The 14,541-nt window shown below is 66.1% G+C and carries 11 protein-coding genes; 4 read left to right on the top strand and 7 right to left on the bottom strand.

The window, feature by feature from the left end; all coding sequences use genetic code 11:
* Positions 1-4 precede the first annotated feature (4 nt).
* Positions 5-508, bottom strand: coding sequence for a hypothetical protein (locus ACAM55_RS00405; protein ID WP_369654177.1), 504 nt, complete (start codon positions 506-508; stop codon positions 5-7).
* Complete coding sequence (gene def / locus ACAM55_RS00400) at positions 505-1,026, bottom strand: peptide deformylase (protein ID WP_369654176.1); 522 nt, start codon at positions 1,024-1,026, stop codon at positions 505-507. The genes ACAM55_RS00405 and def overlap by 4 nt, the downstream gene beginning before the upstream one ends.
* 160 nt (positions 1,027-1,186) lie before the next feature.
* On the opposite strand from def, the gene ACAM55_RS00395 reads away from it, so the two are divergent.
* The 3 genes from ACAM55_RS00395 (at position 1,187) to ACAM55_RS00385 (ending at position 4,187) form a co-directional block, all read left to right on the top strand.
* Positions 1,187-2,401 (top strand): LysM peptidoglycan-binding domain-containing protein, encoded by a 1,215-nt coding sequence (locus ACAM55_RS00395; RefSeq protein ID WP_369654175.1) that lies wholly within the window; start codon positions 1,187-1,189, stop codon positions 2,399-2,401.
* Positions 2,402-2,422: 21 nt separating this feature from the next.
* On the top strand, positions 2,423-3,586 hold the full coding sequence (gene dprA / locus ACAM55_RS00390; RefSeq protein ID WP_369654174.1) for a DNA-processing protein DprA: 1,164 nt from the start codon (positions 2,423-2,425) through the stop codon (positions 3,584-3,586).
* 82 nt (positions 3,587-3,668) lie between these two features.
* Positions 3,669-4,187 (top strand): DUF494 family protein, encoded by a 519-nt coding sequence (locus ACAM55_RS00385; protein ID WP_369654173.1) that lies wholly within the window; start codon positions 3,669-3,671, stop codon positions 4,185-4,187.
* 8 nt (positions 4,188-4,195) lie between these two features.
* Here ACAM55_RS00385 and ACAM55_RS00380 read toward each other — a convergent pair whose 3' ends face one another.
* The 5 genes from ACAM55_RS00380 to ACAM55_RS00360 all read right to left on the bottom strand — a co-directional run bounded on the left by ACAM55_RS00380 (position 4,196) and on the right by ACAM55_RS00360 (position 13,882).
* Positions 4,196-6,583: a DUF1631 family protein gene (locus tag ACAM55_RS00380; RefSeq protein ID WP_369654172.1), complete on the bottom strand. Its 2,388-nt coding sequence runs from the start codon at positions 6,581-6,583 to the stop codon at positions 4,196-4,198.
* Between the two features lie 142 nt (positions 6,584-6,725).
* The gene (secF, locus tag ACAM55_RS00375; protein WP_369654171.1) at positions 6,726-7,679 is read right to left on the bottom strand and encodes a protein translocase subunit SecF; all 954 of its coding nucleotides are present in this window, start codon (positions 7,677-7,679) and stop codon (positions 6,726-6,728) included.
* A gap of 18 nt (positions 7,680-7,697) precedes the next feature.
* The gene (gene secD, locus ACAM55_RS00370; protein WP_369654170.1) at positions 7,698-9,581 is read right to left on the bottom strand and encodes a protein translocase subunit SecD; all 1,884 of its coding nucleotides are present in this window, start codon (positions 9,579-9,581) and stop codon (positions 7,698-7,700) included.
* Positions 9,582-9,665: 84 nt separating this feature from the next.
* Positions 9,666-10,001, bottom strand: a complete 336-nt coding sequence (gene yajC, locus ACAM55_RS00365; protein ID WP_018905224.1) for a preprotein translocase subunit YajC — start codon at positions 9,999-10,001, stop codon at positions 9,666-9,668.
* 272 nt (positions 10,002-10,273) lie between these two features.
* A complete protein-coding gene (locus ACAM55_RS00360; RefSeq protein WP_369654169.1) occupies positions 10,274-13,882 on the bottom strand; it encodes an indolepyruvate ferredoxin oxidoreductase family protein in 3,609 nt (1,202 codons plus the stop codon).
* Between the two features lie 175 nt (positions 13,883-14,057).
* Here ACAM55_RS00360 and ACAM55_RS00355 point away from each other — a divergent pair, with 175 nt between their 5' ends.
* Positions 14,058-14,534: an Lrp/AsnC family transcriptional regulator gene (locus ACAM55_RS00355; RefSeq protein WP_369654168.1), complete on the top strand. Its 477-nt coding sequence runs from the start codon at positions 14,058-14,060 to the stop codon at positions 14,532-14,534.
* The last annotated feature ends 7 nt before the right edge of the window (positions 14,535-14,541 follow it).

Raw genomic sequence — 14,541 nt, 5'->3', positions numbered from 1 at the left:
GGGGTCAATCGCGGATCCGATCGAGTTCGAGGTCGTCCCCCGTGTGATAGCGGCGAACCACGCCGGTCGGATCGATGTAGATATAGAGCATGCGGCGCTCGTTCACCGCCTTGTAGCGCCAGGTCCAGACAGTGCCGTCGAAAGAGCTGACACGGCTCGTTTCATAAGGCCGGCCGTAGAAGGCGAGCACGTCGTTCTGGCGCCATTGGTCGATCTTGATGTCGTGGCCGAATCGTGCCTCGGCGAGCACCTGGGTCACGGAAACGACCTTGCCCGAGGCATCGACGTCGATGTCGACGACTTCGAAACCCGCCGGCATGCGCGAATACTGGAACCGTTCCCCGCCGCCGTTGAGCGGATAGCGGCCCGTGGGCGCACCCAGGCGCTGCAGCGTTTCGGCCGCCGTGGTACCCGGGGCGATGCGTGTGGGTTCGCTGGCGCAGCCGGCCAGCACGACAAGCCCTGCGGCCAGAACGGACGCCCAGGGCCGCAGGCAAGGCACGGTCACGCCCGGCCCTCTCGGGCCTCTTCCCGCTGCTGCTTGAGCAACTTGCTCTTGATGCGGTTGCGCTTGAGCGGCGACAGGTATTCGACGAACACCTTGCCCAAGAGGTGATCCAGTTCGTGCTGGATGCACACCGCCAGCAGGCCATCGGCCTCGATGGTGCGCATTTCGCCGTGCTCGTCCAGCGCCTGGACCTTGACCGACGTAGAGCGCATGACGCCGTCGTAGATGCCGGGCACCGACAGGCAGCCCTCTTCATTCAGCACTTTTTCGTCGCTGGCCCAGATAATCTCGGGGTTGATGAGAACGATCGGCTCGTTGCGCTCCTCGGAAACGTCGATGACGACCAGCCGTTCATGCACGTCGACCTGGGTCGCGGCCAAGCCGATGCCGCTGGCGTCGTACATGGTCTCCAGCATGTCGGCAACCAGTGCCTTGATGCGCGCGTCCACGCCCTGCACGGGCTTGGCCACCGTGTGCAGGCGCTTGTCCGGGTAACTCAGAATGATTCGTTTGGCCATGAAAAAGGGGAAAAGTTGTGGCTATTTTCGCCAATTCCGCGACGCGATGAGCCGGGATCGCCTGAAAACGTTGCCCTCTCAAGGGCTTCAGGCGCAGAATTCGTAGCAAATTGTGAGATTCGTATGTGCACCGATACTCGGTGCGCTCACCCATCCAGACATGAAAAAGCTCCGAACCCCCGTCCGCCAGCGCACGCCTCTTTTCGCCACGTTGGCAGCCCTTGCAGTGATCGGCAGCGGCACGACGGCCTGGGCGCAAAACTATCCCGTCACCCCGCAGCAGCGTTCCACGGCCCAGCAGACCGCCCAGAACGGCGTTCCGTTGAGCGAACTGGCGCCCAATGCGCCCGACGAATACACGGTGAAGCCCGGCGACACGCTGTGGGCCATTTCCCGCCTCTACCTGCTGCGCCCCTGGCGCTGGCCGGAGCTGTGGGGCATGAACATCAGTGAAATCGCGAATCCGCACCGCATCTACCCGGGCCAGGTTCTTTATCTGGACAAGACCGGCGGCCGTGCGCGGTTGACCATGCGCCGCGGCGCGGGCGGAAGCGGCGACGGCGGCACCATCAAGCTGTCGCCGCGCACGCGCTTCGATTCGCTGGCCGGCATGGCGCTGCCCACGCTCAATCCGAGCATCATCGAGCCCTTCCTCAGCGAACCGATCGTGGTGGATGCCGACACGCTGCAAAGCGCGCCGCGCATCGTTGCCGGCAACGACAGCCGGGTGCTGCTGTCGCGCGGCGACCGTGCCTATGCGCGCGGCAATGCCGAGACGCCGCTGCTCGAAACCCCGGGCCCGCTGAAGAACTTCCGCGTGTTCCGCAGCGCCACGCCGCTCAAGGACCCTGGAACCGGCGAAATCCTCGGCTACGAGGCGCAGTACCTGGGCAAGGCCCAGCTCAAGCGTGGCGAATCGACCACGGTCGAGACCGAGAAGGACAAGGACGTCATCACCGTGGTGCCGGCCAGCATCGACATCGTCGCGGCGCGCGAAGAAATCCGCGCCGGCGACCGCCTGCTGCCGGAACCGCCGCGCCAGTTGCTGAGCTACGTGCCCCGCGCGCCCTCCACGCAGGTCGAGGGCCGCATCATCTCGGTCTATGGCAACGCGGTGCAGTTCGCGGCGCAGAACCAGGTGGTGGCCATCAACAAGGGCACGCGCGACGGCATCGACAGCGGCCACGTGCTGGCCATCCTGAAGAACGGCGAAACCATTCTCGACCGGACCGGCGAGCGCAAGGAGACGATCAAGCTCCCGAACGAACGCATCGGCCTCTTGATGGTGTTCCGGCCTTTCGAAAAGGTGTCGTATGCGCTGGTGCTCGAAATTACCGACACCCCGCGTGCCGGCGACTTCCTCGTCAATCCCTGACGCTTTCGCCTTCGCCTTCGCTTGGAACGCGCAGAACTCGCCGGCTGGCTGCGGCTTTCACTGACGCCGGGCATCGGCGACGGTGCCGCTCGCCGGCTGCTGGCCGCCTTCGGCCTGCCAGAGAAAATCTTTGCGGAGACCAGCACGGCGCTGCGGCAAATTGTGTCTGCGGCACAGGCCGACGCCTTGCAGCAGGCGCCCCCCGGCCTCCAGGCCCAGATCGACCAGACGTGGCAGTGGCTGCAACCCGCCGCCGATGACGGCGCCGCGACGCGCCGCCTGGTGACGCTGGGCGATGCCGGCTACCCCGCGTCGCTGCTGGAAATGGCCGACCCGCCGCTGATGCTCTACGTTCTCGGCGCGGCGGCCTTCGACCTGACACAGCTCGAAAACAGCATTGCCGTGGTGGGCAGCCGCAACCCGACACCGCAAGGCGCGGCCAATGCCCGCGCCTTTGGGCGGGCATTGGGTGAAGCGGGCTTGCCGGTGGTGTCGGGGCTGGCGCTCGGTGTCGATGGTGCCGCGCACCAGGGCGCGCTCGACGCGGCCGGCGACGCCCTGCGGCTTGCGACCGTGGCCGTGGTGGGAACCGGACTCGATCGCGTCTATCCGGCGCGGCATCGCGATCTCGCGCACCGCATCATGCTGCAGGGTTTGATCGTGAGCGAGCTGCCGCTCGGCACGCCCCCGCTCACGCAAAATTTTCCGAAGCGCAACCGCTTGATCGCCGGCCTGGCCCGCGGCACGCTGGTGGTCGAGGCCGCGCTGCAATCGGGCTCGCTGATCACCGCCCGGCTCACCTCGGAGCAAGGCAAGGAAGTGTTCGCCATTCCCGGGTCGATCCATTCGCCGCAATCGCGCGGCTGCCATGCGCTGATCCGCCAGGGCGCAAAGCTGGTCGAGTCGGTGAACGACATCCTCGAAGAATTGCCCGCGCTGCGCGCCGCCGGCGGCACGGCCGCGGGTCTTTTCGAGCATGCGAATGCGGGCGATCCGGCCTCCTCCTCCGGGCAGGAGAATCCGCTTCTCGAAGCCCTGGGCTTCGACCCGGTGAGCCTCGATGCATTGAGCGCGCGCACCGGCTGGAGCGCCGCCGTGCTGCAGGCCAAGATGCTCGAACTCGAGCTCGACGGTCAGGTCGCACGCCTGCCGGGCGGCCTCTTTCAACGAGCGGCAGCGGCCTAACAGCGCTCTCTCCGTCAAAGAGAAAGAGGGCGCAGCGCACGAAGCTCGTGGGCGGGCAACCGGCTTCGGCTATATTGGGCCCATGTTCGAAGTGCTCGTGTTTGTCTACGAAAACTATTGGCGCGGCGATGCCTGCCCCGAACCCGAACAGCTGGGCCGCAAGCTCAGCGCACACGGCTTCGAGGCAGAAGAAATTCGCGATGCGCTGCAATGGCTCGACGGCCTGAGCCTTGCAACGCAGGGCGTGCAGTTCGAGCGAAGCGCCAACGACGACACCGTTGCCACGGTCACGCTGCGGGGCGCGCCCGAGCCGGCCCTGTCGCAGTCGGACAACGCCATGCGGGTCTATTCGCAGGCCGAGCAGGAGCACCTGGGCGCCGAATGCCTCGGCTTCATCAGCTTTCTCGAGTCGTCGAATGTGCTGTCCTGCGGCCTGCGCGAGATCGTCATCGAACGTGCCATGGCAGCACCGGGCGACCCGGTCGCGCTCGACGAACTCAAGATCATCGTGCTGATGGTGCACTGGAGCACGGGCATCGAGCCCGACGCGCTGGTGCTCGACGAACTCAGCGAAAGCCGCGAGGGCCGCGTCGCCCACTAGCGCTCGGACTAGTTCAGCAGCCGCTCCGGGTTCGCGTCGAGCTTGGCAAGCGCCTCGCGCGTGGCGCGTACGGTGAGGGTTTCTTCCTCGGCCGGCACCAGCAGCCCGGCCTGCAGGTAGTTGGCCAGCCGGCCGACCTGGATCAGGAAGCTGCGGCCGTCGGCCGTTGCAAACAGGTGCAGTTGCTTGCGGTCGCTGCGCCAGACGAACTGCACCTGGCTCACGCGATCGTTATGGTCGAGCATGAACCAGTTGCCCACCTCCAGCTCGTGGGCCCACGCCAGCATGTCTTCGGCCGGCGTGCCGCCCGCGATGTCGGCGACGACCTCGATCGAGGCCGCATCGATGCCCAGCAGCAATTCGATGCTGTTCGCGTCGAGCGGCAGGCTGGATGCGCTGCCATCGTCGCTCACGAAATCTTCCAGGTGGGCCAGGCGCTCGGCCATGGCTTCGATCTTGGCCGCGGGAATGGCTTCGGTCTTGGACAGGAAGGCATCGGACAAGGTTGCGCCGATGGTCTTGATGTGGGCTTCCTGCGGCTCGTCGATGATGCCGAGCAGGTTCATGCCCAGGCGCAGGCGCTGCAGCAGCTGCGGCAGGTCCTGGATCACGCGTGCACGGTCGGCGCGGTTGGGCTTGGCGCTCGCGGCCCACACCAGTTCGGAGGCCACGCGCTTGAGCATCACGGTTTGCTCGCCCTGTGCGCCATAGCGCAATGCGGCAATCGCCAGCACCTCGGCCCAGACCTTGAAGAGGAACTCGCGTATCTCCTCGCGCACCGGCATGTCGTTGAGCATCTTGCGCAACTCGATGGTGTACTGGATCGCCATCGTTTCCTTCTGCTCGACCTGCTGCGCCACGCTCATGACGCGCTGGGTGGCGTCGCTCTGCGTGAGATAGCGGCTCAGGAACGCGACGAACTCGTCGAACACCAGCTTGAACACGCGCTGGCCGGTTTCGGGGTACTGCTCGATCACCTGCACCACGCGCCGGATCTCGCCTTCGAGCGCGCTGCCGGAAATGGCCGCGGCGTCGAAGCCCATCACGCAGGAGCCCATGCGGTCGATCAGCATGCGCGCGGGATGCTGCAGCGTGCCGAAGAATTCGGGCTCGGCAATGGCCACGCGCAGCACAGGCATCTGCAGGCGCGCAAACCAGACACGCGCCGAGAAAGGAATGCGCTCCTCCGCGAGGATGGCCTGGAACATGAGCGCCACGATCTCGACCGTGGCCTTGTCGGCGGTGGTGGGCGCCCTTTTCTTGAGCTCCGCGCTGCGCCGCCGCAGGTCGACCGAGGCCTGCTGGATGACGGTGGCCTGCTCTGCGGAGCCCTCCATGTACTGCGTTGCGGCCATCCGGTAGGCGGCTTCGGCTTCGGCGATGAGCCCTGCAAAGGTCTGGGAAGCAGCGCGTGCAGACGCAACGCCGGCGCCGGCGCCGGCCGGTCCGGCACCTGGCGCACGCCCATCCATTCCCGTCGTCGTCGGGGAGGAAGAGGCGTTCGGCACTTCTGCGCCAATGCGGGCGGCAACGAAACGCTTGAGGCTCAGGAGCGCGGTCTGCGCGCGCTGGCGCGCGACCATCAAGGGCGAACCGCCGGTGGTCGCGGCTGGCACGGAAGGAGCAAAGGCCCGGGGTTGCGAGGGCGCATCGAAGCCTTGCCGATGGACGGCGCCGGTGGTCTGGGGGGAGCCGGGCGCGTAAGGCGGCGCGGGCACCGTCGACGGTCCGCCGCCGGAAGCGCCGGTGCGCCGGACAAAGCTCTTGAGATCGATTTCCGGCATCACGCCTTTGGAAATCAGGAATGCGTTGGCGTCTTCGTAGGCCTTGACGACGACGCCGACGAGGTGCTGCTGCACGGTGTCCTGCACCCGCGCCCACAGCGTGCGGCTCAAGCCGGCCGCCAGCCACTGGTCGACCAGCAGCTTGGCCATCGTTTCGGGCCGGAGCACGTCGTTGGCGTCCAGTTCGCTGGAGCCTTCCAGGTGCTGGATGCGCAGCCGAAGGTCGCTGAGCTCGAAGCTGGCCTTGTCGTGGATCACCTGCGCCAGGCGCGACGAAAGAATGCTGCTCTCCATCGCATCGTCATCGATGAGCTCGAGCCGCAGCTTCGCACCCGATGACGTGCCGGGCGCCGTGCCCGGCGGCGCGTCGACCGCCTTGCGCCAGCCCGTCTGCGCGAGTGCCACCCATTGCGATGCCTGGCCCTGGAAGGCCACGAAATCGTCGCGGCTCTCCTGCATGGCGCGCGCATTGCCCATTTCCGAAGCCTGCTGCGTGAGGCGATCCCGGATGGCTTGCGCCAACGGCGCGATCACGCCTCCGGTAGCCAGAACGAAGCGCTCGCGCGTCTCGCGTGCGAGCTGCAGAGAAGAGGCGGACCGCGCAATGCTCATTGAAGGATCGGGAAGGCCAGTGGAACTCCGTGGACGGGCGATGACCGAGAGCTTGCATCGGGAAACGCAACCGCACAAGTGTGCATCAGCTCCGGCATTTTCGCTGGCTCCCGCGGCGCGTTCCTCTCGAATTCGATCGGGGTCAGACCACCGCGCCGGCGTTCGGATCGTCCGGACCGCCGTCGCGCTTGACCGGGCCCTTGACGAGATCTTCGCGCTTGACGCCGAGCCACATGGCAATGGCCGCCGCCACGAAAGCCGACGAATAGATGCCGAAGCAGATGCCGATGGTCAGCGCGAGCGCGAAGTAGTGCAGCGTCGGGCCGCCGAAGAAGAACATCGAGAGCACCACCAGCTGGGTCGAGCCGTGCGTGATGATGGTCCGGCTGATGGTCGAGGTGATCGCGTTGTCGATGATCTCGACCGTGCTCATCTTGCGGTAGCGGCGGAAATTCTCGCGCACCCGGTCGAAGATCACGACCGACTCGTTGACCGAGTAGCCCAGCACCGCCAGCACCGCCGCCAGCACCGCCAGCGAGAACTCCCACTGGAAGAAGGCAAAGAAGCCCAGGATGATGACCACGTCGTGCAGGTTGGCCAGCACGGTCGCCACGGCGAACTTCCATTCGAAGCGGATCGCCAGGTAGATCATGATGCCGACCACCACCATGCCCAGCGCCTTGAGGCCGTTGGTGGTGAGCTCGTCGCCCACCTGCGGGCCGACGACCTCGATGCCGCGCTGCGTGGCCGAGGGGTCGACCGTCTTGAGCGCCTGCATGACCTGCGCGCTCTGCTGGTCGGAGTTCATGCCCTTTTGCGCCGGCAGGCGGATCTGCACGTCGCGCGAAGTGCCGTAGCTCTGCACCTGCACGTCGGGATAGCCGAGCTTGGCGACGGCCTCGCGCACCTTGCCGATGTCTGCGGACTGCTGGTAGGCCACCTCCATCACGGTGCCGCCCGTGAACTCCACCGACAGGTGCAGCCCGCGGTGCAGCAGGAAGAACACCGCCAGTGCGAAGGTGACGAAGGAAATGATGTTCAGCACCAGCGCGTGGCGCATGAACGGGATGGTCTTGTGGATGCGGAAGAATTCCATGGCGCTTGTCCTTGACCTTTACTTGCCTTCGGCCACGGCCGTGCCGTCGGTCTTGGGCCGCCAGACCGTGCCGATGGACACCGTCTTGAGCTTTTTCTTCTGGCCGTACCAGAAGTTGACGAGGCCGCGCGAGAAGAACACGGCGGAGAACATCGACGTGACGATGCCGATGCAGTGGACCACCGCGAAACCGCGCACCGGGCCCGAGCCGAAGGCGAGCAGTGCGATGCCCGCGATCAGCGTGGTCACGTTGGAGTCGAGGATGGTGCCCCAGGCGCGGTCGTAGCCGGCGTGGATGGCCGCTTGCGGCGAGGCCCCGTTGCGCAGTTCTTCGCGCACGCGCTCGTTGATGAGCACGTTGGAGTCGATGGCCACGCCGATGGCCAGCGCCATGGCCGCGATGCCGGGCAGCGTGAGCGTGGCTTGCAGCATCGAGAGAATGGCCACCAGCAGCATCAGGTTGACGGCCAGCGCGATCGACGAGAACAGGCCGAACAATGCGTAGTAGGCGCACATGAACACCATGATGGCCAGGAAGCCATACATCACGCTCTTGAAGCCCTTCTCGATGTTGTCGGCGCCCAGGCTCGGGCCGATGGTGCGTTCCTGGATGATTTCCATCGGCGCGGCCAGCGAGCCGGCGCGCAGCAGCAGCGCGAGGTCGTTGGCCTCGACCACGGTCATCGAACCCGAAATCTGGAAGCGGTTGCCGAGCTCGCCGTTGATCGACGGAGCCGTGAGCACTTCGCCCTTGCCCTTCTCGAAGATCAGCATGGCCATGCGCTTCTTGTAGTTTTCGCGGCTCACGTCGCGCATGATGCGGCCGCCCTTGGCGTCCATGGTCAGGTCGACCTTGGGCTGGTTGCTCTGCTGGTCGAAACCGGGCTGGGCGTCGGTGAGGTTTTCGCCGGTGACGAGCACCTGCTTCTTCACGATCACCGGTCGGCCGTTGCGTTCGAGGAATTTCTCGGAGCCGAAAGGCACCGGCCCGCCACTCAGTTCGGCCGCGCGGCCTTCGGCGCTTTCGTCGACCAGGCGCATTTCGAGCGTCGCGGTGCGGCCCAGGATGTCCTTGGCCTTGGCGGTGTCCTGCACGCCGGGCAGCTGCACCACGATGCGGTCGAGCCCCTGCTGCTGGATCACCGGCTCGGCCACACCAAGCTCGTTGATGCGGTTGTGCAGGGTGGTGATGTTCTGCTTCAGGGCCGCGTCCTGCAGCCGGCGCGCGGCCTCGGGCTTGATGGTGGCCGTGAGGCGCCAGACGTTGCCTTCCTGGCCATCGTTGGTCGCAAGATCCTGAAACTGGTCCTGGATCAGCTGCTTGGCTGCTTGCAGCGCGGCCGCGTCGCGGAACGAAACCTCGATCGTCTGGCCGTTGCGGTTCACCGAGGTGCCGCGGATGCCCTTGTCGCGGAAGGTGGTGCGCAGGTCGCCCGCGAACGATTCGGCCTTCTTCTCGATGGCGCCCTTCATGTCGACCTGCAGCAGGAAGTCGACACCGCCGCGCAGGTCGAGGCCGAGGTACATCGGAAACGCATGCAATGCCGTGAGCCAGGACGGCGACCGCGAAACCAGGTTCAACGCCACCACATAGGACGGGTCGGACGCATCGGGGACCAGCGTGCGCTGCAATGCGTCGCGCGCCTTGAGCTGGTCGTCGGGCGTGGCGAAGCGCGCCCGCAGCGAGCCGGCCTCGAGCGTCAGCAGGTCGGGCGTGACCCCGGCTGTTTTCAGCGCCTCCTCGACCCGGCCCTGGGTTGCCGCATCGACCTTGGCGGTCGACTTGGCCGCGGACACCTGCACCGCAGGCGCCTCGCCGAAGAAATTGGGCAGGGAATAGATCAACCCCACAAGCAGCACGATCACGATGATCGCGTACTTCCAGACCGGATAACGGTTCATGAGAAAGCGCTTTTCAGAAACGGGACACCGCGTGACTTGAGGCCTTGCGCCGAGAGGCGCAAGGCCGGGCCGCGCTTTTATTGATTACTGCTTGACGGCGCCCTTGGGCAGGACCTGGACCACAGCGCTGCGCTGGATCTTGATCTCCACGCCATTGGCGATTTCGAGACCGAGGTACTGGTCGCCGAGCGAAGTGATCTTGCCGAGCACGCCGCCGGCGGTTGCCACCTCATCGCCCTTGGCCAGGGCTTCGATCATGGCGCGGGCCTCTTTCTGGCGCTTCATTTGCGGGCGGATCATGACGAAATACAGCACCACGAACATGAGCACCAGGGGCAGCATGCTGCCGAGCGAGGACAACATGTCGCCACCGCCGGAAGCAGCGGGCGCGGTTTGGGCGAAAGCAGAGGAAATGAACAAGAGAGTCTCCAGCAGAGAGAAGAGGAATGTCAGAAGCGCGAGCCGGGCCCGCGGTTCCGCGGCCCCGTGGAAAAGGCCGCGAGTCAGCGCTTGAAGCGGCGTTGGCCGCGCACAGCAGCGGGCATTGTATTCGTGGCAACGCCCCACGCCCCGCGCTTATCCGGCGCGGAGGGCAGGGCTTTCCAGGGGCGCCAGCCGCGCCTCCGTTGCTCTTCTTTGAATAGCAGCCGCGCGAGATGGCCGGCCGCCGCGGGCCGGCTTCTCTTCGAGGGTCAGGCCGCCGAGCGCTGCACCGATTGTGGGTTGCGCCACTTGGCGAGCAGGTCGCTCCAGCGGGTACGGGCGGCCGCCAGGTTGCGGTCCTTCACGTGCCCGTAGCCGCGGATCTGCTCGGGCAGGCTCGCAATCTCCAGCGCCAGGGCATGGTTCCCGGCATTGAGGCCGGAAACCACCTCCTCGATGGCCGCGCGGTACTCGCCGATGAGCGCGCGTTCGGTCCTGCGCTCTTCGGTGCGCCCGAAGATGTCCAGGGCCGTGCCGCGCAGGCCCTTGAGCCGCGCCAGCAGCCTGAAGCCGGTGAGCATCCAGGGGCCGAACTTCTGCTTTTGCAGCTCGCCCTTGGCGTTCTTTTTGGCAATGATGGGCGGCGCGAGGTGGTAGTTGAGCTTGAAATCCCTGCCCATCTCGCCTTCGAACATGCCTTCGACGCGGTCGAGGAAGCTGCGGTCGGTGTGCAGGCGCGCCACTTCGTACTCGTCCTTGTAGGCCATGAGCTTGAACAGGTAGCGGGCCACGGTTTCGGCGAGCGCGGTCTTGCCCAGCACCGATTCGGCCTGCCGGACCTTGCCCACGAACTGCCGGTAATCGTCGGCATAGGCCGCGTTCTGGTAGCCCGTGAGGAATTCGACCCGGCGCGCCACCAGGCTGTCGACGGTTTCGCGCTTCTTGAATTCGACCACCTGGCCCGGGCGCACGCGCTTTTGCAGCGCGGCCGGGTTCGCCGCCGCCTGGCGGCCCCATGCGAAGGCGGCCTTGTTGTTCTCGATGGCCACGGCGTTGAGTTCGATGGCGCGCATCAGCGACTCGAGCGCCAGCGGGATCCAGCCCTTTTGCCAGGCAAAGCCCAGCAGCATCGGATTGGCGTAGAGGCTGTCGCCCATCAGCGTGGTGGCGGCGGCATCGGCGTCGAAGGTACCGAGCGCATCGGCGCCCACGGCGCGCGCGATCTGGTTCGCGCAGTCGTCCTGTGGATTCACCCAGTTGGCGTTGCGCACGAAGGCGGCCGTCGGCGTGCTGTGCGTGTTGAGCGCCACGTGCGTGCGCCCTTCGCGCATGCGCGCCAGGGTTTCGGCGTTGACCGCCACCAGCGGATCGGCCGCCAGGATCAGGTCGGCCGCGGCGGTGCCGACGCGGGTGGTGCGGATCGCGTCCTGCGATTCGCCGATCAGCGCATGGCTCCAGGTGGCGCCGCCCTTTTGCGCCAGGCCGGCCGCGTCCTGGGTGACGATGCCCTTGCCTTCGATGTGGGCCGCCATGCCCAGCAGCTGGCCGATGGTGATGACGCCCGTGCCGCCGACACCGGCGACCACGATGCCCCAGACTTGATCTCGCGCCAGCGCCGGCACGGCCGGTTCGGGCAGCGGGCCGAGTTCGAACGGCGAATCGGCCTTGTTCCGGGTCTTTTTCTTGAGCTGCCCGCCTTCGACCGTGACGAAGCTCGGGCAGAAGCCCTTGAGGCAGCTCATGTCCTTGTTGCAGCTGCTCTGGTTGATGGTGCGCTTGCGGCCGAACTCGGTTTCGAGCGGCTCGACCGACAGGCAATTGCTCTGCACGCTGCAGTCGCCGCAGCCTTCGCAGACCAGTTCGTTGATGACCACGCGCTTGGCCGGATCGACGGCCGTGCCCCGCTTGCGGCGGCGGCGCTTCTCGGTGGCACAGGTCTGGTCGTAGATGATGGCGGTGGTGCCCGAGATGGCGCGGAACTCGCGCTGGATCTCGTCGAGCAGGTCGCGGTGCTTCACCGCCACATGGTCGCCGGGGATGTTCACGCCTTCGTACTTCTCGGGCTCGTCGGTCACGATGACGACCTTCTTGGCGCCTTCGGCATGCAGGCTTTCGGCAATCTGCAGCACCGAGTGGCCTTCGGGCCGCTCGCCGACCTGCTGGCCGCCGGTCATGGCCACGGCGTCGTTGTAGAGAATCTTGTAGGTGATGTTCACGCCCGCGGCAATGCTCTGCCGGATGGCGAGCAGGCCGCTGTGGAAATACGTGCCGTCGCCCAGGTTCGCGAAGATGTGCTGGTCGGTGGTGAAGGGCTGCTGGCCCACCCACGGCACCCCCTCGCCGCCCATCTGCGTGAAGCCGATGGTGGAGCGGTCCATCCAGGTCGCCATGAAGTGGCAGCCGATGCCGCCCATGGCGCGCGAGCCTTCGGGCACCACGGTGCTGGTGTTGTGCGGGCAGCCCGAGCAGAACCACGGCTGGCGGTCGGCGCCCTGCACGCCGCCCACCTTGAGCACTTCCATCGAGCGCTCCTTGGCTTCGAGGATCGCCATCTGCGCATCGATGCGCGCGCGCATGTCGGCGCCGGCCTGGTCCAGGATGCCGAGCTTGCGCAGGCGCTGCGCAATGGCCTTGGCAATCAGCGCCGGGTTCAGGTCGGCATTGGCGCGCAGCAGCGTGTTGGCGGTGGGGTTGGGCATGGCCCATTCGCCGCCGGAGAAATCGCCGTCGAGCTCATTGAACTTGCCCAGCACGGTGGGGCGCACGTCGGCGCGCCAGTTGTAGAGCTCTTCCTTCAGCTGGTATTCGATGACCTGGCGCTTTTCTTCCACCACCAGAATCTCTTGCAGGCCGGTGGCGAAGTCGCGCGTGAGCTGCGCCTCGAGCGGCCACACCACGCCCACCTTGTGCAGCCGGATGCCCAGCTGGCGGCAGGTGGCGTCGTCCAGTCCCAGGTCGATCAGGGCCTGGCGGGTGTCGTTGTAGGCCTTGCCGCTGGCCATGATGCCGAAGCGGTCGTTCGGGCCTTCGATCACGTTGTGGTTCAGCCGGTTGGCACGGATGTAGGCCAGCGCGGCATACCACTTGTAGTGCATGAGGCGCGCTTCCTGCTCCAGCGCGTGGTCGGGCCAGCGGATGTGCAGGCCGCCCGGCGGCATCTGGAAATCGGTGGGAATGACGATCTCGACGCGGTCCGGGTCGATCATGGCCGTGGCGCTCGACTCGACGATTTCCTGGATCGTCTTCATGCCCGACCAGATGCCCGAAAAGCGGCTCATGGCAAAGGCGTGAATGCCCAGGTCCAGGATTTCCTGCACGTTGGTCGGAAAGAACACCGGCGTGCCGCAGGCCTTGAAGATGTGGTCGCTCTGGTGCGCGGCCGTGCTGCTCTTGGAAATGTGGTCGTCGCCCGCCACCGCGATCACGCCGCCCCATTCGGTGGTGCCCGCCATGTTGGCGTGCTTGAAGACGTCGGAGCAGCGGTCCACGCCCGGGCCCTTGCCATACCAGATGCCGAAGACGCCGTCGAACTTGTTGGTGCCCGCCGGCGAGAAGCCCAGCTGCTGGGTGCCCCACAGGGCCGTGGCGGCGAGCTCTTCATTCACGCCCGGCTGGAAGACGATGTTCTGTTCCTTCAGGAACTTGCTGGCCTTCCACAGCGCCTGGTCGTAGCCGCCGAGCGGGGAGCCGCGGTAGCCGCTGATGAAACCGGCGGTGTTTTTGCCGGCCTGCTTGTCGCGCAGGCGCTGCAGCATCGGCAGCTTGACGAGCGCCTGGACGCCGCTCATGAAAGCGCGGCCGTAGTCGAGGCTGTATTTGTCGTCGAGCGTGACGGTTTCGAGGGCCTTGCGAATGTGCTCCGGCAGTGGGGCGTTCATGTGTGTCTGTCTCCGTGTGGCAGGGCCTTGTGGGCCTGGCTGGGTGTGGGTCTGTGCCCGGTAGGGCGCGAGCCCATGATCACGCAAAGTGTATGCCGGGGTGCGCGACAGGTGTTTGCGTTCTTTGCCTCTAAAAACCGGCTTTCAGAAAGAATCTTGCTTAAGATCTCCACTTATGGAAAGCATTGACAAGTTCGACCTTGCAATACTGCAAGAACTGCAGGCCGACGGCCGCCTGACCAACGCCGAGCTTGCGCAGCGCGTGGGGCTCTCGGCCGCACCCTGCTGGCGCCGGGTGCGCGCGCTGGAAGAAGCCGGCTTCATCAAGGGTTACCACGCCGAGATCGACCGCCACAAGATCGGGCTCGGGGTGCTCGCTTTCGTGCGCGTGGACACCGAGCGCGTCACCAACGACGCCACCCAGAAGCTGGAAGACGCGATCCGCAAGCTGCCCGAAGTGGTGGCATGCCACTACATCAGCGGCACCGGCACCTTCGAGCTGCAGGTGGTGGCGCAGGACCTGGACAGTTTTTCGGCCTTCGCGCGCCGGCACCTCATGAACCTGCCCAACGTGAAAGACCTGCACACCAGCTTTTCGCTGGGGGAGGTGAAGGCCAGCAGCGCCTGGCCGCTCGGACACCTGGCACGCTAGCTGCAAC

It is taken from the genome of Variovorax sp. V213, from assembly GCF_041154455.1.
Taxonomy (GTDB): Bacteria; Pseudomonadota; Gammaproteobacteria; order Burkholderiales; family Burkholderiaceae_C; genus Variovorax.
The sequence above is the reverse complement of the archived record's forward strand: the minus strand, read 5'-3'. Positions and strand labels throughout refer to the sequence as shown.